This is a genomic window from Arthrobacter sp. A2-55 (assembly GCF_025548615.1).
GTDB lineage: Bacteria > Actinomycetota > Actinomycetes > Actinomycetales > Micrococcaceae > Specibacter > Specibacter silviterrae.
Window position 1 is genome coordinate 1 of sequence record NZ_JAJLOZ010000036.1, and the last position, 19,190, is coordinate 19,190.

A 19,190-nucleotide genomic window follows, 5' to 3' on the forward strand; every position below is an offset into this window, starting at 1 on the left:
CCACCGGCACCGGCTGCTAAACCACGCACGCACCAACAACCGGGACAACCACGTCGTGATCTCCAACCTCAACGACCCGGGACGTGGATATCTCCAACCTCAACAATGTGGGACGTGGTGATCTCCAACCTCGACCGGGGCGGTGTTTAGCCCAGGCTCTTGACCAGCTCGCGGTAAAAGACCACGCCGGCTCCCAGCGAGGAGATCCGCACCTTCTCATTCACGGCGTGGAGGCTGGCGCGGTCGTCCACGTCCATCCAGAGCGGGGAAAAGCGGTAGACGGCCGGGCAGATGGCTGTGAAATTGCGCGAGTCCGTAGCGCCGGTCTGCACATACGGGGTGACCACCGCCTGCGGGTAGGCGGCGGCGACGCTGCGGGTGATGAGGGAAAACTGTTCATTATCCGAAGCCGACACGGGCGACGGTTCATGGCCGCCGCGCACCCGCAGTTCAACGGAAGGGTCGTTGATGATCCGCCCAAGCCGTTCCAAGGTCCCCTGCACGTTCTCCCCCACTGCGATGCGGATGTTGGCATTGGCCCGGGCCGTTGAGGCCAATACATTGGCCCCGCGGCTGCCTTCCAGCTCTGTGATGGTTACGGTGGTCCGAGTCATGGCGCGTGTCTCGTCGCCCAACTTGTCAAAAAGTTTGGTCATCGGGGCCTTGAATGCCCACATGTTGGAGGTGACAAGGCGCAGCCCCAGACCGCTGTGGGCGCCGATCCGCCGGAGCATTTCCACGATCGGTTCCGGCATGGCCTGCGGGAACGGCTTTGATTCCAGCGCCACGATGGCCCTGGCCAGACGCGCGGTGGCCCCCATTTTCGGCGGCGTGGACGCGTGCCCTCCGGCGCTGCGCGTCACCAGTTCCACGTCCAGGATGCCCTTTTCCGCAACCCCGACGACGGCGGCCGGCGGCTTCAGGCCCGGAAACGCGTCCTGGGCAACGGCGCCGCCCTCATCGAGGACCATCCACGGCGCCACCCCGCGGTCGTAGAGCAGTGCGGCAGCCGCAACGGCGCTGTCACCGGCCGTTTCTTCGTTGTTGCCGAACGACAGGTAAATGTCGTGTGACGGCGTGAAATCATCCTGCAGCAGGGACTCGACAGCTCCGAGAATGGCCACCAGGGCCCCCTTGTCATCCAGCGCACCGCGCCCCCACACATAGCCGCCATCCTGAACACCGGAAAATCCCGGATGAGTCCAGTTGTCGCGCTCGTCCACGGAAACCACGTCATAGTGGGCCATGAGCACCACCGGCCCGGCACCAGTTCCAGCATTGTTTCCCGTCCCCGGCCACGTGAAAAGCAGCGCGTGGCCGTTTACCAGTTCCCTTTCCAGGTGGGCATGGACCTGCGGATACAGGCGTTCCAGGGCATTGATGAGCCCGGTGAATTCATCCAGGTCAATTTCATCGCGGCTGCGCGAAAAGACAGTGCGGAAGCGGATCAATTCGCTCAACCGGTCCGCCGCCGGCTGGGCAAATTCGGCACCGATGGCCTCTTGTGACGGCCTTGGGCCCTCGGGTACCGCAGAGCTTCCCGCGCGGTGGGCACGAACGCCCATGACCGCAGCGGTTCCGGCAGCCCCGACTGCGAGCGCTGCAGCGACTGCACGGTTGAGGGTTCTTGAGCTTCCTGCTTCCATGCCCAAAGTCTAGGACACGGTTATGGGGGCGGGCCCGGCGGCTGGAGCCGGAAGACGGCGTGCTGGTCATCAGCACCAATCCGGGTGAGAAGCGACACAGCAAGCCGCCGCAGGAGGTAGGATGTCCTCATGACAGCAGCCCCGTACCGCCTTGCCCGTGTCCGCCCCAATGACGCCGTCCAGGGGCCGTTGCCCGAACAATTCTTTGTCCGCAACGACGCCCTGGACTTCGACAGTGCACAGGGCCGGCATTGGGTGCTCGTCAAAACACCCTTCCCGGCGTCTCCAGCCAACCAAAACAGTCCGGAGCGCGCAGGCTGGACCCTGGGCGGGGCTGTCTCGGAGGAACAGTTCACTTTCCTGGCCCCGTGCGCCCCGGCCAATGTCTTTGGCATGGCACACAACACCGGAGCCCCGGGCCGCGCCCTGCCGCCGCAGGCATTCCACAAGGCCGCCAGCTCGGTGGTGGGGCCCGGCGATGACATCGTGCTCAGCCCCGGCGTGGGGTACGTGGACCCGGAAGCCGAGTTGACCGTCGTCGTCGGCCGGGCGGCACGGAACCTGACGGTTGGCAATGCCCGCGAGGCCATACTGGGTTTTACCATCGGCAACGACGTGTCGGCCCGAGACGCCCAAAAGAGCGACGAACTGTGGATCAGCGCCAAGAGCCCCGACACCTTCACCCCGCTCGGTCCATGGATTGTGGTGGGCATGGAGGACCGTGGCGCGCCCATCAGCATTGCGCACAACGGCACCGAGCTGCAGGGGGGCTCCACGGACGACCTCGGGTGGGGCGTGGAGGAGATCATGGTCTACCTGAGCGGATTCATGACTCTTCAGCCCGGTGACGTGATTCTTACCGGGTTCCCGGCCGAATGCCGCCGGATCAGGCCCGGTGATGAGGTGGCGTGCCGCATTGGCGGGATCGGCGAATTGCGCAACCCGGTCCGGGCCGGGCAGTAGCGGCCGGCCGGGCAGTAAAGCCCCAGCAAATTCACAGCCTGCCCCCACCCTTTGTTTTGGGTTGTCCCACCATCGGGTGGCAGTATTGGTTACCTATGGCAACAGCGACTCCGGCCGAACCCGCGTCCCCGGTTCCCGACCCCGGCACAGACGGACTGGCACTGGCGGTCAAGCCGCCCGCGCTGCAGCGCCATGCAGTTTTGCTGAAGCAGCTGCGCGGATTTTGCGTGGTCGCCGTGATTTGCACCGCCACGTCCATGCTGATGTACGCGGGCCTGCGCCCCCTTGCCGGCACCCAGTGGGCCAACGCCATTTCGCTGATCCTGTGTTCCGTCCTGAACACCGACCTCAACCGCAGGATCAGCTTCGGCGTCCATGAACGCCGCCTGTGGCTGGTGGACCAGCGCCGCGGACTGTGGATCATGCTGCTGGCGCTGGCCATGACCAGCGGAAGCCTGTGGGTGCTGGGGCTGGTGAACCCGCATGCGTCCATCAAACTGGAACTGGCGGTCATCGTGCTCGGCAATGTCGCCTCCGCGGTGGCCCGCTTCCTGCTGCTGCGGTATTGGATCTTCCGCCGCCTGCGCGCCGGCCACGCCAAGTATTAGCCCGGCAGCTGTTCCTGCGCAGCTCGCGGCTGCTGGGTGCCAAGGCGCTGGACACCCTCGACGGCGGCCGCCAGCTGGCCCGCCGCCGTCGCCAGATCTGCGGCCGAGACGTCCTGGCCAAAGCTGAACCGGAGCGCTGTTTGGGCCACCGTGCGTTCCACCCCCATGGCGGTCAGCACCTCCGAGGGCTCGTCTGAGCCCGCCGCGCAGGCCGAGCCGGAGGAACAGAGAATGTTGCGGCGCTCCAGATCGAGCAGCACTGACTCGCCGCTGGTCCCCGGCAGGCAGAACGAGGCCACTGACGGCAGCCGGCGGGTCCGGTGGCCCGTCAGGACGGCACCGGGCACCAGCTGGAGAACCTTGTCAATGAAGCCGTCGCGCACCGCGATAACGCGGTCCGCGGTTGCCCCACGGGAGGATTCAGAGAGCCCGAGCGCCGTGGCCAGGGCCACGGCGAAGGCCACGTTTTCCGTCCCGGACCGGAGGCCGCGTTCCTGGCCGCCGCCGTGCACCAGCGGCTCGCACGGCACTCCACCCCGCAGGTACAGCAGGCCAACACCCTTGGGCGCCCCCACTTTGTGCCCGGAAATGCTCAGGGCGTCCACACCCAGCTCTTCCACGTTGAGCCGCAGCCAGCCGGCCGCCTGGACAGCGTCCGTGTGGAATGGGACGCCCATGCCGCGCGCTGCGGTGGCCAGGACCGGGATGTCCTGGACCGTCCCGACCTCGTTGTTGGCGTACATGACGGAGGCCACTGCCACGTCGGACCCCGGCACCCAAGCGGCGGCCGGAAGGCCATGGTGGGGGCCGCCGTCGTCCTTGTCCTCCGGGGCCGCCGGCAGGGGCGCGTCAGCACCGCCGGCCAGTGTCCTGGCAAACACTGACGGGTCCACCAGGGCGTCGGGACCCACCGGCACCACGTCCACCGTGAAGCCGTGGACGCGGCGGAGATAGTCGGCTGACTCGGCGATGGCGGGATGTTCGATGGCACTGATGACCACGCGGTTGCGGCGGGGATCCTCGGCGCGGCGGGCCAGGGCGATGCCCTTCAGGGCCAGGTTGTCCGCCTCCGTGCCGCCGGAGGTGAAGGTGAGCTCCGCGGCATGGCAGCCCAACACGGTCGCAGCATCTTCGCGGGCGTTTTCGATGGCCAACGCCGCCCTTTCGCCCAGCTCGTGGTGGCTGGACGGGTTGCCAAACTGGTTGGTCAGGTAGGGGAACATGGCCTCGATCACCTCGCGGCGGACCGGGGTGGTGGCGGCGGCGTCGAGGAAAATCACGGTCAGGCTTCGATGGCGATGTCCAGGCCCAGGTCCAGGGCGCGCACACTGTGGGTCAGGGCTCCCACGGAAATGATGTCCACGCCTGTGCGGGCAATGCCGGCAATAGTGGACAGGCTGACGTTGCCGCTGGCCTCCACCAACGCCCGTCCGTTGACCAGTGCCACACCTTCTACGAGCTGGTCGTTGCTGAAATTGTCCAGCATGATGGTGTCCACCCCGGCTGCGAGAACCGGCTCGATCTGCTCGATGCTGTCCACTTCCACTTCAAAGTGGACGGTGTGCGGCAGCTGGGCCCTGACGCCGGCGAGCGCCTGGGTCAGCCTGGCCGGGTCGCCGCCGGTGAGCACGGCGAGGTGGTTGTCCTTGGCCAGCACGGCGTCTGAAAGGGAGAATCGGTGGTTGTGCCCGCCGCCACAGCGCACTGCGTAGCGTTCCAGGGCGCGCAGTCCGGGGGTGGTCTTGCGGGTGTCCGTGACGCGCGCGTTGGTGCCCTCGATCAGCCTCGCATATTCGGCGGTCTGGGTGGCAATGGCGCTCATCCGCTGCGTGAGGTTCAGCGCAATCCTTTCAGCCGTCAGCACGCCGCGGGCCAGACCGCTGACCCGCATGATCCGCTCCCCCGCGGTGAAGGGCCGGCCGTCCGCGACCAGCTGTTCCACCTCGGCCGCCGGGTCCTGCATTTTCATGGCCGCGGTGAACACGTCGCCGCCGGAAAAGATGCCCGGTTCCCGCGCCACGAGCCACGCGGTGGCGTGCGCACCCGCAGGCAGGAGCGTGGCGGAGGTGATGTCGCCGTACGGTGCGTCCTCCACAAAGGCCGCCCGCAGGATGTTCTCCACAATTGCGCCCGGGAGGGTTGGCAGCGGGGCCTGCGCAGGGTGGACTGGATGGAGCGGGACGGGGCGGACATGGCCGACGGCGTTCATACTGTTTCGCTTTCAAGGACGGGAAGGCTGGTGGGCAAGTGGGCGGACCCTGCACTGGTGTCACGCACCCAGAGGTGCGGGCTCCGCCCGGTCCCCGGCGGTTCGGGGAAGTCACTGCGGAAGTGGCCGCCCACCGAGTTTTCGCGGGTCAGGGCCGCGTGCACCAAGAGCTCAGCCACTAATAGTAGGTTGTCCAGCTCAGCTTCAGCCTGTGTCGCGGGACGTGGGCCGCCGGCCTCCGCAAATTCTTTGGAGGCCGCCTCCGCCTGTCGACGCCATGAGGCCAACTGGGCTGCTGCCTCGCCTAGTCCGGCGGCGTTGCGAACCACTCCGGCCCGGGCCCCCATGAGGCGGCGCAGTGATTCGCGGTCGAACCCAAGCAGGGAATCGCCGGGCGCTGCGCTTGGCACCTCGGGCACGGCGGGCACGGCGGGAACGGCGGCTCCATCATCCAGGGTGGCCGCTTCCGGCCACGGGGTGCGGGTTTTCGCCCCGGTCCCGGGCCACAATCCGAAGCTGCCCGCGGTGAATGACTCCACGGCGCGGCGGCCAAAGACAAGGCCTTCCAGCAGCGAGTTGGAGGCCAGCCGGTTGGCACCGTGGACGCCCGTGCAGGCCGCCTCACCTGCGGCATAGAGGCCCGGAAGCGAGGTTTGGCCGTGGAGGTTGCTCGCGATGCCGCCCATCCAGTAGTGCGCGGCCGGGGTGACGGGCAGATATTCGCGGGTCCAGTCGAAGCCCAGTTCACGGGTTCGGGCATCAATGGTGGGGAATCTCCGGGCCAGGTAGCCGGCGCCGTGTGACGCCTCCACGCCGGTGGCGTCCAGGAACACGGTGGCCCCGGGTTCGGCGTGGAGGCTGCGAAGGTGGGCGGCGATGCTGCGGGAGACCACGTCCCGTGGCGCGAGGTCGCCTTCCGGGTGATAGCGCGCCATGAACGCCGTGCCGTGGCTGTCGCGCAGCGCGGCGCCGGCTCCCCGCACGGCCTCGGATATCAGGAAGTTGCCGCCCACGGCCAGGGCGGTGGGATGGAACTGGAAGTATTCCAGATCTGCCACTGCGGCGCCGGCCCGCCAGGCGGCAGCCAGGCCGTCGGCGGTTGCCACGGAAGGGTTGGTGGTGAAGTCAAACAGCTGCCCGGCTCCCCCGCTGGCCAGCAGCACGGCGCCGGCTTCCAGTGTCCAGGGCCGGCCATCGGGGGCGAGCAGGGCCACCCCCGTGACCTGGCCGGCGTCGAGCACCAGGTCCCGGACGAAAGTATTCTCCAGGATCGTCACCGTCCCGAGGGCGGCGGCATCGCGGACGGCCCGGATCAGCCCGTCGGCAATTGCTGCGCCTGTCGCATCCCCTCCGGCGTGCAGGATCCGCGCCGCCGAATGGGCGCCCTCCAGGCCAAGGGCGCGCCGGCCGGTGTCGGCGTCGCGGTCGAAGACGACGCCGAAGCGTTCCAGGGCGCCGATGTCAGCGCAGGCCTCCTCGCACAGGATGCGCACGGCGTCGGGGTTGCACTGGCCGGCGCCGGCCTTGAGGGTGTCGGCGATGTGGGCCTCGACGGTGTCCCCGGGGGCGGCGTCTTCCGGGCCCAGCACTGCACAAATGCCGCCCTGGGCGAAATGGGTGTTGCTCTCCGCCAGGGCTCCCTTGGTCACCAGGGTGACCCGCAGGCCTGCCTCTGCCGCCAGCAGGGTGCTGAACAGCCCGGCGATGCCGCTGCCCACCACCGCCAGGTGCGAGTTGCGCGTGCTCATGCGCCCGGGGCCCCTGCGGCCGCCTGCCGCTCCGGGCGCTCCTTCGCTGACCGCGGCTTGGCTGCAAGCATCCGCTCGAGCGCCACGCGGGCGTGGACGGCGGTGGCCTCGGGGACCGTAATCTGGTTGAGCACCTCGCCGCGGACCAGTCCTTCCAGCACCCAGGCCAGGTAGCCGGGGTGAATCCGGTACATGGTTGAGCAGGGGCAAATCACCGGGTCCAAACAGAAGATGGTGTGCTGGGGGTACTGCGCGGCCAGCCGGTTGACCATGTTGATCTCGGTGCCGATGGCAAAGGTGGTGCCATCGGGGGCGGCCGCGACGGCCTTGAGGATGTAGTCGGTGGACCCTGACTCGTCCGCGGCGTCCACCACTTCCATGGGGCATTCCGGGTGGACGATGACGCGCACGCCCGGGAAGTCGGCGCGGGCCTGGTCGATCTGGGCCGTGGTGAACCGCTTGTGCACGGAACAGAAGCCCTGCCACAGGACCACCTTGGCGTTCCGCATGACGTCCTCGCTGTTGCCGCCCAGAGGCTGGCGCGGATTCCACAGCGGCATTTCCTCCAGGGGGATGCCCATGGCCTTGGCGGTGTTGCGGCCCAGGTGCTGGTCGGGAAAGAACAGTACCCGCTGGCCACGCTCATAGGCCCATTCCAGCACCGTGGCCGCGTTGGAGGAGGTGCAGACAATGCCACCGCGTTCCCCACAGAAGGCCTTAAGCGCGGCCGAGGAGTTCATGTAGGTGACGGGGATGACGGGGACACGGCCGTCGGCGTCGGGCTCCGTTCCGTAAAAGGCCTCGAGCTCGGCCCAGCACGCCTCCACGGAGGGCACGTCGGCCATGTCGGCCATGGAGCAGCCGGCAGCCAGGTTGGGCAGGATCACGGACTGGTGGGCTCCGGAGAGCATGTCTGCCGTTTCAGCCATGAAGTGGACACCGCAAAACACAATGGCCTCCGCCTCGCTGCGGGCCTTGGCGGCGTTGGCCAGTTGGAAGGAGTCACCCAGGAAATCGGCAAACCGCACCACCTCATCCCGCTGGTAAAAGTGGCCCATGACCACCACGCGATCGCCAAGTTCCGCCTTGGCGGCGAGGATGCGGGACGTGAGTTCGTCGTCGGACGCGTCCTTGTACTCCTGCGGCAGCTGGCCCTGCCGGGGGGTGGCGGCAGGGGCCGCGTCCTCGTTGGAGGCGCCGGGGCCGTAGCCGGGCGTGCCGGCAAGGGCCTCGGCCAGGTCAAATTCCCACGGTCCCTTGGCCAGGTCGTCGTCGCAGCTTTCCTGGGCGCGGCCGGGCTTGCCGATGAGGTGCGTGCCCTGTTGTTCGGCCTGTTCCCGGGTAATGAGCTGGATGGTGTTGTTCACGGAAGGCATGGTGTGCTCCAAGGGGTGGGACTGAAAAGTTGAAGAAAAGTGAGGGAGGGTTTGAGCTAATCGCCCATAATCTGAGGGAGGGTCAGCAAGGATGGCCCATAAGCTGAGGGAGGGTCTATGGCACGGGGGAATCCTCTGCCATGGTCCCGGTGTAGCGGTAAAGGCGGGGCGGGCGGTGCTTGCCGCCCTGCAGGTATTCCTCGGTCGCCTCGATGTGGGGAGTCTGCTTGAGCTGGCGCCGGAAGTTGGCAGGATCCACCGTGCGGTCCAGCACTGCCTCATAAACCTCCCGAACCTGGGCCAGCGTGAATTTCTCGCCCAGCAGGTGGTACGCAATGGAACCGTAGGCCATCTTGTTCCGCAGCCTCCACAATGCGTAGTCAACGATGTGGTTGTGGTCGAAGGCGAGCGTTTCCAGGCCGTCCGCCCGGAACCACTTCACGTTTTCCGACTCCTGCGCCATCTCCGCCTCCGTGGGCTGGACCATGGCCCAATACACAATTGAGACCACCCGCTGGCTCGGCGAGCGGTGCAGGCCGCCAAAGGCGTATAGCTGTTCCAGGTAGCTGGGAGCCAGCCCCGTGGTGTCGCGCAGGTTGCGCGCCGCCGCATCCAGGAGCGAATCCGCCTGGGTCAGCGGCCCTCCCGGCAGCGCCCACATGCCCCTGAACGGCTCACGGATGCGGCGCACCAGTGGCAGCCAGAGGGTGGGCCGGCCGCTGGCTGCGCTGGGACGCAGGGCGAAAATGACGGTGGAGATGGCGAGTGCAGGGGGCTGCGCCAGGCGTTCGCTGACATTGGCCGCACTGGCAAATGGCTGCCGTTCCATGCACTTTCACCCCGCTTCCCGAGTTAAAGTCAATTTGACTACAACTAATTCTACGACTCCCCGTCCCCCGTTACAAATCTTTTACGCGAAAATCCCCCGGAAGCCGTCCCGCCGCCGTGTCACACATTCCAGCCCACGCACCAAGAGCCCCCAACCCCGGAGCCCGCCTACTTCTGGGTATGGATCGCCATGGGGGATAATTTGGCGGGGGAACTCACGCTTTGTCCCTGCCAACATGTCCACCAAAGCCCGCACCCCCAGAAGGCCACCTCCTCCATGAGCACCCAGCAGTCCGCTGCCACCACCACGCCCGACGCAGCCGGGCTGGGCCATTCCCTCAAGCAGCGCCAGCTGACCATGATGGGGCTCGGCAGCGCCATCGGAGCCGGACTGTTCCTCGGCTCAGGCAAGGGCATCGAGGCTGCCGGACCGGCCGTCCTCATCTCCTACCTGGCTGCCGGCACGCTGATCATCCTCGTCATGTGGGCCCTCGGCGAGATGGCCGCCGCCAACCCCAATTCCGGGGCCTTTTCCGTGTATGCGCAAAAGGCGCTTGGCCCCGTGGCCGGGTCCACTGTCGGCTGGCTGTGGTGGCTGCAGCTGGTGGTGGTCATCGCGGCGGAGGCACTGGGTGCCGCCGGGCTGCTGGTCACCATTTGGCCCGTGCTGCCGGTGTGGGCACTGACGTTGATCTTCATGGTCGCGTTCACAGCCGTCAACCTGACCACCGTCAAGAACTACGGCGAATTTGAGTTTTGGTTCGCCCTGCTGAAGGTGGCAGCGATCGTGCTGTTCCTGGCCTTCGGTGCCGCCCTCCTGCTGGGCTGGATACCGGGCGCCGCATCCCCCGGGTTGGCCAACTTCACCGGCAACGGCGGCTTTGCCCCGAACGGCATGGGCGGCATTGCCACGGCACTCTTCGTGGTGGTCTTTGCCTTTGGCGGAACGGAAATTGTGGCCGTGGCCGCCGCCGAGACTGACAACCCCGAACGGAGCGTGGCCATCGCCATCCGCACAGTGGTGTGGCGAATCCTGGTGTTTTACATTGGCTCCATCTTCGTCATTGCCGCCGTGCTTCCGTGGAATTCCCCCGCCCTCGACTCCCCGTTCGCCGGCGTGCTCAATTCCGCCGGCATCAGCTGGGCCGGGACCGCCATCACCCTCGTCGCAGTGGCCGCCCTTCTCTCTGCACTCAATGCAAACCTGTACGGCGCCTCCCGCATGATCTACTCGCTGGCCGGCCGGGGCGAGGCACCACGGATCTTTTCCCGAACCAGCGGCTCCCGCGTGCCGGTTGCCGCCGTCGGCGTTTCCGTCCTTTTTGGCTTTGCCACAGTGGTCCTTGAGGTCCTCTTTCCCGGCCGGATCCTGGACATGCTGTTGAACCTGGTGGGCTCCACCTGCCTCGTGGTGTGGGGCACCACCCTCGTTTCACAGCTGGTCCTGCGCCGGCGGGCGGACCGGGAGGGAACTCCCCTGCCCCTGCGCATGAAGGGCTTCCCCGTGCTGAGCTGCGTGGGCCTGGTGCTGCTTGCCGCCATTTTCGCGGTGGGCTTCACAGGTGCGCAAAGCCGGGACCAGCTGTTCGGGACGTTCGCGCTGGTGGCGGGCATCGCGGCAGTTTGCGCCCTGTCCCGGCGGCGCCAGCGCAGCCCCGCCCGGGACTGACTTCCCGGAATTGCTTCTTCCGCAAAAGGTGACTAGCGTCTCATGCGGACGGTGTGCCCAACGACGCGCATGCCGTTCCCCATTGGGGCCCGGCTTTCGCTAGTGTTGACGTACGACGGCGGCACGCGCCACCGCGGGAAAGGTCCGGTTATGACTCCGCTTGGCAGGCACAGCGCGCCCCAGCCCACGCACTCGATTGAGGGCGAAACGCCCGGACTCAATGTAGCCGTGTTCGACCCCGATTCCCCGGCAGCCCTGCCTCCCGTCTTCCTCATCCACGGCTTTGGCTCCTCCGTGGAACTCAACTGGGTCAAGACAGGCTGGGTCGCGGCGTTGACCCGGGCCGGCCGGCGCGTGCTCTCTGTCGACCTGCCCGGCCATGGCAGGAGCTCCTCCCCCTACGACCTGGATTCGTATACGCCGGGCAAAATCCGCGCAGACCTGCTGCAGATCCTCATCGATCAGGGCGTGCGGCCGCTGGCCGCCGGCGATCCCACCTCCGGCGTGGACCTGATCGGCTACTCGCTGGGGTCGCGCCTGGCCTGGGAGTTTGGCGCCACGCAGCCGGAGCTGGTCCGGCGGATGGTGCTGGGCGGGCCCAATCCCCGCGACCCGCTGGCGGACTTTGACCTGGCCGCCGCGCAGGACTTCCTCAATGACGGCACGCCCATCGCCGACGCGTCCACGGCCTGGCTCCTAAACATGGCGCAGGTGGTCCCCTCCAATGACATATTTGCGTTGCTGGCCCTGATCCAGGCCGTCAAGCTGGAACCGTTCGACCCCACCGACGCCGTGCCCAAGATGCCCATTCTGCTGGTGGCCGGCGACCAGGACGAGCGCGCCAAGTCCATGACGCTGCTGGCGGAGCTCAGCGGCCGCGCACAAAGCCATGTGCTCCCCGGCCGAACGCATGAAAGCGCCGTGACCAGCCGTGAGTTCAAGGAAGCGGCCATCGCCTTCCTGGCGTAGGGGCAAGGCATGGTCCGCTCCAGCGAATTCAGCGCCGAACCACTCCCATGGCTGCCGTTTCTGGACAGGCACGACGCCGGCACCCGGCTCGGGTGGGCCCTTTCAGCCCCAGCCCGGCCGGGACAAGACGCGCCGGGCGCTGCCGCGCCTGGCGGCGGCGGGCGGCTCAGCGCCGGCCGTGGGGATGCCGTGGTGCTGGGGCTGGCCAGGGGCGGCGTGCCCGTTGCCGCCGCGGTGGCACGGGAATTGGGACTTCCCCTGGGCCTGCTGGTGGTGCGGAAGCTGGGCGTGCCCGGTTCGCCCGAAGTGGCCTTTGGGGCCCTGGCCACGTACGCAGGGTCCACGGCCGCCGTCCATCTTGAACGCACGGTGCGCGCACTCCGGCGCCACGGTTACGACAGTGGCGCCCTGGAGCAGGTGGAGCGCGATGAGCGCGCCGAACTGGCGCGGCGCCAGGGGCTGTATGCCGGCGGAGCCCAGCCGCCCGTGGCCGGCAGCACGGTGCTGTTGTGCGACGACGGCCTGGCCACGGGGGCCACCCTGCGCGCCGCCGTCGCCGCCATGCGGGGCGCGGGGGCTGCCACCGTGGTGGCATGCGTGCCGGCCGGTCCGGCACATGCGTGCCTCGAGCTGGCAGCCGTTGCCGACCGCGTGGTGTGCCTGCAGCCGTGGACAACTTTCCACGCCGTCAGCGAGGCCTACCTGAATTTTCACCAGGTCGGTGACGGGGAAGTCCTGGCCCTGCTCGGCGGCGCAGGGCCACCCGACTCAGCAGCCGGAGGGCCCGGGCCGCTACCATGGCAGTAAACCAACGGGCGGCCTGAAGCGGGCCGGCGCCACGATCGAGTTGGGAACGATGCCAGAAATGTACGTCAAGATTTGCGGCCTGCGGACGGCGGAAACCGTTGCGGCAGCCGTGGCCGCCGGGGCCAGTGCCGTGGGTTTTGTCTTCGCCCCGGGCAGCCCGCGGACAGTGGACGTGGAGCTCGCGGCCACGCTGGTGGCCGGAGTTCCGGACGGCGTGGAGACCGTGGGCGTATTCCGGAACCAGCCCCTCGACGAGGTCCTGGGCACCGCCCGGCGGGCAGGCCTGACCACGGTCCAGCTGCACGGCAGAGAGCCCCTGTCGGACATGGTGCGCCTTCGCGGGGAAGGCTTCCATGCCCTGCGGGCCTTTTCAGCCGCGGACTATGCCGCCCTGGACGCTGGCGAGAAACGTGCCTGGGAGCCGGAACGGATCCTGCTCGACGCCGTCGAACCAGGCGCGGGCGTGGCCTTCGACGCCGCAACCCTCCAAGGCGGGACACCGCCGGGCTTCTGGCTCCTGGCCGGCGGCCTCAATCCGGGCAACGTGGCCAGGCTGGCCGCCGCCCTGCACCCAAGCGGAGTGGACGTTTCCAGCGGCGTGGAATCCAGCCGCGGCGTCAAGGATGCCGGGCTCATCCGCGACTTCATCGCGGCAGCCCGGCTGGCGGCCTAGGCCCGGGCCCGCCGCAGCACCACGGCGGTCACGATGCCCAGGAGCAGGAGGGCCCCGGCGGAGGCCGCGGGGACTATGAACGCCACCTGGTAGCCGGCGGACTGGGCAAGGGAGCCGGCAATCGAGGAACCCAACGCCGTTCCGGCGACGATGCCGCTGGCCAGCGCCGTCATGACCGTGCCCATCCATTGCGGCGGGGCAATGACGCTGCCCACGCTGAAAATCGTGACCATGGTGGGACCCACAGGCACGCCGACCACCAGCAGCACCACGATCATGGCACCCAGGTTCCCGGGGAGGAAGAACGCGGCCGAGGCTGCCGCCATGAGAGCCGCTGTCAGCACCCAGCGCCAGGCGTGGGTGAAAGATGCCGGCCAGTAGGCCACGGAGAGTGCGGCGATTGCGGAACTGGCACCCATGGCGGCGTACATGAGGCCCGCCTGGTCCACCGAGCCATGGACACCCGTGAACGCCGTCAGCGCCGTCTGGGATGACCCAAAGAACGTTCCCATGCACAGCATGCCCGCGACGGGGACGGCCACCTTGAACCAGTTGACCGACTCCTGCGGGACATAGCCGGCATTGCCGGAGGAGGCCGCCCTGCGGGTTCCCACAGCGGCCTGCGTGGGGTGGATGGCAAACAGCGTAACCAGCACCAGCGTCATTCCGGCCGCAAGCACCAGGGGAAGCCACGGCGCCACCAGCGATGCCAGCAACCCAACCAGCGCCGGCCCCAGGACGAAGGTGACCTCGTCTGCCGTGCCTTCCAGGGACAGGGCCGTGTCGACCACGGCGCCGCGCTGTTCCCTGGGCAGCTTCCGGCTCAGGGCCATCCAGCGCACGCGTGACAGCGGGCCCACCTGCGGCGACGTGAGACCTGCCAGGAAGGTGGTGCCGAGGACGGCCCAGGTGGCGGCGGGGGTGAACTGCTCCGTGGCGTACACCAGCACCACGGCAGCCCCCACGATCAGCGCATTGGCCACGGCTGCGACGATCAGCACCGGCTTTTGGCCCAGCCGGTCGGCCAGGTAGCCGAGCAGGGGGGAGCCTATCGCGGCCCCGACACCCACTGAACCGGCAGCAAAGCCGCCGATGGCGTACGAGGTGCTGACGGCTGTCACCAGGGTGAGGACCCCAATGGTCAGCATCGCGAGCGGGACGCGGGCGAAGAGCCCCAGGGGGATGTACGAATTGCCGGCCAGGCGGGGCAGCATGCCGTAGCGGCCCACTTGTTTGGCGGGTGCGGCGCCGGCCCCGGGCGCGTTCGCGGTGTCCGTCGAGGTGGAATTGCGGGTGGTCATTATTTATCCGGTCAACAAAGTGGTGTGCACCGTCCCTGCCACCCGGTGCACCCAACCCAAATACGACTCCCAGTCTACCGGGAAGGCCAACGTTGCGCCTGCCGGAAGCCCCTCACCGCTCCCCCAGGGCCAGCGTTGAGCCGTTGCGGCCCTTGGTGACCTGCAGGTGGACGGGAATGCGCGTCTTCATCTCCGCGACATGGCTGACCAGCCCCACCACCCGGCCGCCGTCGCGCAATCCCTCGAGCGCATCCATGACCTGGTCCAGGGACTCTTCATCAAGGCTGCCGAAGCCCTCGTCCACGAACAGCGTTTCGATGTCCAGGCCGCCTGATTCCTGCTGCACCACGTCCGCCAGCCCCAAGGCCAGCGACAATGAGGCCATGAAGGATTCCCCGCCGGACAGTGTGGAGGTGTCCCGGCTCTGCTGGGTCCATTCATCCACCACTTCAAGCCCAAGGCCCGATTTCCGGTTTCCGCCGGCCTTGGCGTCCGTGTGGCTGAGCGTATACCGCCCACCGCTCATGGTGGCCAGGCGCAGCGATGCAGCGGCAGCCACCTGCTCCAGGCGCGCCGCGAGAACGTAGCTGGTGAGGGTCATTTTCAGCCGGTTGTCCCCTCCGCCCCGGACAGCCTCGGCCAGGCCCGCCACCAGCGCCGCCCTGTCCCGCAGCGGTGTCACGAGTTCCTCGCGGGCCTCGAATTCAAGCGCGGCTCCGGCCACCTTCTCCGCCGCCTGCCGTGCCAGGCCCAGCCGCAGGGCAGCGTCACGGGCGGCAGTGCCCCGGCTCTGGGCCTCCTGCCGGAGGCCTTCCAGGTCCCCTGCCGAGGGGGCGGCGAAACCCTGGGATGCCTCCAACCCTGCCAGCGCCACCTCCTCGCGTTCCAGCTGGGCGCCGTTCAGCGTGCAGTCGCGGTCAAAGGCGGCCAGCCGCTCCCGCCGCACCGTCACCTCCGAGTCTTCCAGCAGCGCCTCGCGTACCTCCTTGGCATCGGCAAAAGTGCTTTCCGAAATTGCCCCTGCCAGGGCGGAGGCTGCCTCCGCGGCAGCCCCGGCCGCCGATTCCTCGCGGCGCAGCGCCTCCAACAGGCCCGTCGTGGCCTGCTGGGCGGCCTCGATGGCCTGTCGCCGCTCCTCCAGTGATCTGTGACCCGCCCGGGCCTCGGCCAAGCCGTCCTCGAGCCGCGCGGCTTCGTGGGCCAGCGCAGCATTCCCCGCCGCCAGCGAGGCAAGCTGCTGTGTGCCTTCCAGCAACGCCGCCTGCGCCCGGGCCACGGCAGCCTCCAGTGAGTCTGTCTCCGCCGAGAGTGCAGCCAGCCGTGCCGCTGCCGCGATAGCGGCTTCCAGCGACTCCCCTGCCTGCACGACGGCGGCTGCCGCCTGCCCTGCCTCGCCGTCGCCACCGCGCCCGGCCAGGACGGCCAGTGCCTGCCGGCCAAGGGACAGCTCAGAATGCGACTGGGCCGCAAGCTTGTCCGCCGTGTCGCTGGCAGCCTTGGCAGCCTTCTCCACCCGGGCGGCGTCGGTGCCGGAGCCGGCCAGTTCCGACGGGGCCGGGTGGACCGTGCTGCCGCACACTTGGCACGGTTCCCCGTCCACCAAAAGGGCGGCGAGCTCGCCCGCTGCCAGGGAGTGGCGGCGTTCCACTGCGTCCAGCCACGCCTGCTTCGCGGCGACGGCAGCCTCGCGCCGCTCGAGGTCGGTGGCGGCGAGCAGTTCCACCCCGGCTGACTGTTCGGCATGCCGGGCAATGCCGGCCACCAGCTGTTCGGCGGCCCGGTGGCGTTCCGCGGCCTGTTCCACGGGCACGGCAGTTCCGCGAAGTTCGGAAAACTCGGCCTTGAGCTCCACCAGCCTGGCCTTGCCAACGGATTCGGCGCGGCCGCGCTCCGCAAGCTGCGCCGTCACGGCCTCCAGGGCTTTTTCACCAGTGGCAAGTTCAGCCGCGGCATGGGCCAGCCGCTGTTCCCCAGGCATGGCGGCCGTGACCGCGGCCAGTTGCCCGGCCAGGGTTTTTTCCACGCTTGCCAGCTGCGGCAAGCCCGGGCTTGTGCCGCCGCCGTCCACGGCCGGGGCGGCCGGCGCCAAACCGGACGCCAGGGTGTTGGACGCAAAAGTGGTGCGGGCCAGCCCGGTTGCTGCCTGTGCTGCCTTGAGGGTTCGTGCAGTGCCTGCCCCGGCAGCCACCACCGCTGCAAGCACCTGCGCCTCTTGGTGGCGCTGCAGCGAGCGGCGCCACCAGCCGGCGTCGCCCGTGAGCTCAGCCAGGCGCTGCTGTTCGGCCAGCGCCGCGTCCCGCAGCACGTGCCGGTCCCGGCGTCGCTGGGCCTCGGCGAGAACGTCGACTGCCTCGCGGGCTGCCTGGTCGGCAGCGGCGTCAGCGGCGGAGGCGTCCACGACGGCCTGGCCCAACGCCGCTGCCAGCCAGGCAAAAAGCTCCGCGCCTGAAGATTCGGCTCCGACTGCCCCGGCTTCCGCCCCGTTTGGCGGAGCCGAATCTTCGAGCGGAGTCGTATTCTCAATCGCAGCCGAATCCTCGAGCACGGCCGACGCCTGGCTGCGGGCCAGCCGTTCCAGCCCGGCCAGCTCCGCCACGCCTGCGGCCACCTGGTTGGCGGCCTCCTTGGCATCAGCGTTGAGGCGTGATTCCAGGTCTTGGTAAATTGCGGTGCCAAACAGCTTCTCCAGCAGTTCCTCCCGGTCCTTGGCGCTGGCGCGCAGGAACGCGGCAAATTCGCCCTGGGCAAGGAGGATGACCTTGGTGAACTGGTCCATGTTCATGCCCAGCAGCCGCTGGATCTCGCTGGCGGCCTCGTCGTTGCGCTGGGACAGCGGCACCCAGCCGCCGTCAATCCTTTCCCGCAACTGGGTGCTGGCCTGCTCCCGGGTGGTTCCCCCGCCGCGTTTGGCCGGCCGCATCCATTCCGGGCTGCGGCGCACCTCCAGCCGGCGGCCCCCGGCGCTGAATTCACACACCACTTCCGGACCCACCCCGTCGGCGGCGTGGTGGCTGCGCAGGCTCTTGATGGAGTCGTTGCGCGCCCCCGGGATCCTGCCGTACAGGGCGTACGCCACGGCGTCCAGCACGCTGGTCTTGCCCGCCCCCGTGGGCCCGTTGAGCAGAAAGAGGCCCTGCGCCCCCAAGGTGTCGAAGTCGACGATTTCATGCCCGGCGAAGGGGCCGAACGCCTGCATTTCCAAACGGTGGATCCTCACAGGGCCGCCTCCTGCGCATGGACGGCGGCCAGCGCCTGGCGCAGCACGTCCTGTTCGCCACGGTCCGCCGGCCGGTGCCGCACGTGGTCCAGGAAGCCGCAGCACAGGTCAAGTTCGTCCACGGCGGCGGAGACCCTCTGGCTATACGAACGTGACGCTGCGTCACGGGCATTTTCCGGCTCAAACAGGAGCACCAGCGTGTTGGGGAAACGCGTGCGCAGCCGCTCCATGGCGTTCGCCGGGCGGTCGTCGTCCGTCAGGGTCACCTGGCAGTAGTGCGACTCCGCCTGCTGCCATTGCGGGTCCTCCAGCAGCTGCGCCAGCTTGCCGCGCAGCACCGACAGGGGGCGCTCCACCGGCCAGTCGATGCGGCTGGCTTCCTTGAGGCCGTCCTGCGTGATTTCCACCAGCCAGGCACCCTTGGTGTGGGCGGCTTCGGAAAAGGAGTACGGCAGCGGCGAGCCGGAGTACCTGACGGATTCGCTGAGCATCTGCCGGCCGTGCAGGTGCCCCAATGCCGTGTACGCGAACCCGTCAAAGAGGTCCAGGGGCACCGCGCCCACCCCGCCAACGGCGAGATCGCGTTCACTGGCGGAGGTGACGCCCCCGCTGGCGAAGGTGTGCGCCAGCACGACGGCGGCCGTCCCGTCCGCGCGACCGGCCAGGTCCGCGCGGATCAGCTCCACGGCGGCCTCGGTGACGGCGAAATGGGAGGCGGGTTCGGCGGAGAGTTCCTCCGCGACAAGCCGCGGCTCCAGGTAGGGGATCCCGTAAACGGCCAGCTGGGCGCCCCCGGGCGCGGCCGGGTCAAGGGGAAACAGCACGGGGGTGGCGAGGTCCGCCACCCGGGTGCGCAGGTGCACGCCTGCCCGTTCCATGATGCGTCCGCCGAAGCCCAGCCTGGTGGCCGAATCGTGGTTGCCGCTGGTGATGACAATGGGCACCCCTGCGGCGTTGAGGCGGGCCAGGATGTCGTCAAAGAGGTTCACCACATCCACATTGGGCAGCGCACGGTCATAGACGTCCCCTGCCAGCAGCACCACGTCCACTCCCTCGGCCTCGACGGTGGCCAGCAGCTGGTCGGCAAAGCGCCGCTGGGCCGCCAGTGTCCCCACTCCGTGGAACGACCTGCCCAAATGCCAATCCGAGGTATGCAACAGCTTCATGGTTCAAAGC

At 68.4% G+C, this 19,190-nt stretch carries 15 protein-coding genes; 6 read left to right on the plus strand and 9 right to left on the minus strand.

Annotated elements, in window-relative coordinates; genetic code table 11:
• Positions 1-146: 146 nt before the first annotated feature.
• Positions 147-1,646 carry a M20/M25/M40 family metallo-hydrolase gene (locus LPN03_RS11345; protein WP_262454306.1) on the minus strand — a complete coding sequence of 500 codons (1,500 nt, stop codon included), beginning with the start codon at positions 1,644-1,646 and terminating at the stop codon, positions 147-149.
• A 129-nt stretch (positions 1,647-1,775) separates the two neighbouring features.
• On the opposite strand from LPN03_RS11345, the gene LPN03_RS11350 reads away from it, so the two are divergent.
• Both LPN03_RS11350 and LPN03_RS11355 read left to right on the plus strand, forming a co-directional pair.
• Positions 1,776-2,609 carry a fumarylacetoacetate hydrolase family protein gene (locus tag LPN03_RS11350; protein WP_262454307.1) on the plus strand — a complete coding sequence of 278 codons (834 nt, stop codon included), beginning with the start codon at positions 1,776-1,778 and terminating at the stop codon, positions 2,607-2,609.
• Between the two features lie 95 nt (positions 2,610-2,704).
• Positions 2,705-3,217 (plus strand): GtrA family protein, encoded by a 513-nt coding sequence (locus tag LPN03_RS11355; RefSeq protein WP_262454308.1) that lies wholly within the window; start codon positions 2,705-2,707, stop codon positions 3,215-3,217.
• Here LPN03_RS11355 and LPN03_RS11360 read toward each other — a convergent pair.
• From LPN03_RS11360 to LPN03_RS11380, 5 genes are all read right to left on the minus strand, one after another.
• Positions 3,214-4,497 carry a cysteine desulfurase family protein gene (locus LPN03_RS11360; RefSeq protein WP_262454309.1) on the minus strand — a complete coding sequence of 428 codons (1,284 nt, stop codon included), beginning with the start codon at positions 4,495-4,497 and terminating at the stop codon, positions 3,214-3,216. The genes LPN03_RS11355 and LPN03_RS11360 overlap by 4 nt on opposite strands.
• A 2-nt stretch (positions 4,498-4,499) precedes the next feature.
• A complete protein-coding gene (nadC, locus tag LPN03_RS11365; protein ID WP_165180798.1) occupies positions 4,500-5,426 on the minus strand; it encodes a carboxylating nicotinate-nucleotide diphosphorylase in 927 nt (308 codons plus the stop codon).
• The gene (nadB, locus tag LPN03_RS11370; protein WP_262454310.1) at positions 5,423-7,174 is read right to left on the minus strand and encodes an L-aspartate oxidase; all 1,752 of its coding nucleotides are present in this window, start codon (positions 7,172-7,174) and stop codon (positions 5,423-5,425) included. The genes nadC and nadB overlap by 4 nt, the downstream gene beginning before the upstream one ends.
• The gene (gene nadA, locus LPN03_RS11375; RefSeq protein ID WP_262454311.1) at positions 7,171-8,550 is read right to left on the minus strand and encodes a quinolinate synthase NadA; all 1,380 of its coding nucleotides are present in this window, start codon (positions 8,548-8,550) and stop codon (positions 7,171-7,173) included. Before nadA ends, nadB begins: the two co-directional genes overlap by 4 nt.
• Before the next feature lie 115 nt (positions 8,551-8,665).
• Entirely contained in the window at positions 8,666-9,379 is a 714-nt protein-coding gene (locus LPN03_RS11380; protein ID WP_165180801.1) for an NUDIX hydrolase, read from the minus strand.
• A 276-nt stretch (positions 9,380-9,655) separates the two neighbouring features.
• Between LPN03_RS11380 and LPN03_RS11385 the strand changes: the two genes are divergently transcribed.
• The 4 genes from LPN03_RS11385 (at position 9,656) to LPN03_RS11400 (ending at position 13,496) form a co-directional block, all read left to right on the plus strand.
• The gene (locus LPN03_RS11385) at positions 9,656-11,047 is read left to right on the plus strand and encodes an amino acid permease (protein ID WP_165180802.1); all 1,392 of its coding nucleotides are present in this window, start codon (positions 9,656-9,658) and stop codon (positions 11,045-11,047) included.
• A 150-nt stretch (positions 11,048-11,197) separates the two neighbouring features.
• Positions 11,198-12,016: an alpha/beta fold hydrolase gene (locus LPN03_RS11390; protein ID WP_262454312.1), complete on the plus strand. Its 819-nt coding sequence runs from the start codon at positions 11,198-11,200 to the stop codon at positions 12,014-12,016.
• Positions 12,017-12,025: 9 nt separating this feature from the next.
• Positions 12,026-12,823 (plus strand): phosphoribosyltransferase, encoded by a 798-nt coding sequence (locus LPN03_RS11395; protein WP_262454313.1) that lies wholly within the window; start codon positions 12,026-12,028, stop codon positions 12,821-12,823.
• A gap of 58 nt (positions 12,824-12,881) precedes the next feature.
• Entirely contained in the window at positions 12,882-13,496 is a 615-nt protein-coding gene (locus tag LPN03_RS11400; RefSeq protein ID WP_262454314.1) for a phosphoribosylanthranilate isomerase, read from the plus strand.
• On the opposite strand, the gene LPN03_RS11405 is transcribed toward LPN03_RS11400, so the two are convergent.
• From LPN03_RS11405 to LPN03_RS11415, 3 genes are all read right to left on the minus strand, one after another.
• Positions 13,493-14,797 carry an MFS transporter gene (locus LPN03_RS11405; RefSeq protein WP_262454315.1) on the minus strand — a complete coding sequence of 435 codons (1,305 nt, stop codon included), beginning with the start codon at positions 14,795-14,797 and terminating at the stop codon, positions 13,493-13,495. The genes LPN03_RS11400 and LPN03_RS11405 overlap by 4 nt on opposite strands.
• A 112-nt stretch (positions 14,798-14,909) precedes the next feature.
• Positions 14,910-18,014 (minus strand): AAA family ATPase, encoded by a 3,105-nt coding sequence (locus LPN03_RS11410; RefSeq protein ID WP_262454316.1) that lies wholly within the window; start codon positions 18,012-18,014, stop codon positions 14,910-14,912.
• Positions 18,011-19,180, minus strand: coding sequence for an exonuclease SbcCD subunit D (locus tag LPN03_RS11415; RefSeq protein WP_262454317.1), 1,170 nt, complete (start codon positions 19,178-19,180; stop codon positions 18,011-18,013). Before LPN03_RS11415 ends, LPN03_RS11410 begins: the two co-directional genes overlap by 4 nt.
• Positions 19,181-19,190: the final 10 nt, after the last annotated feature.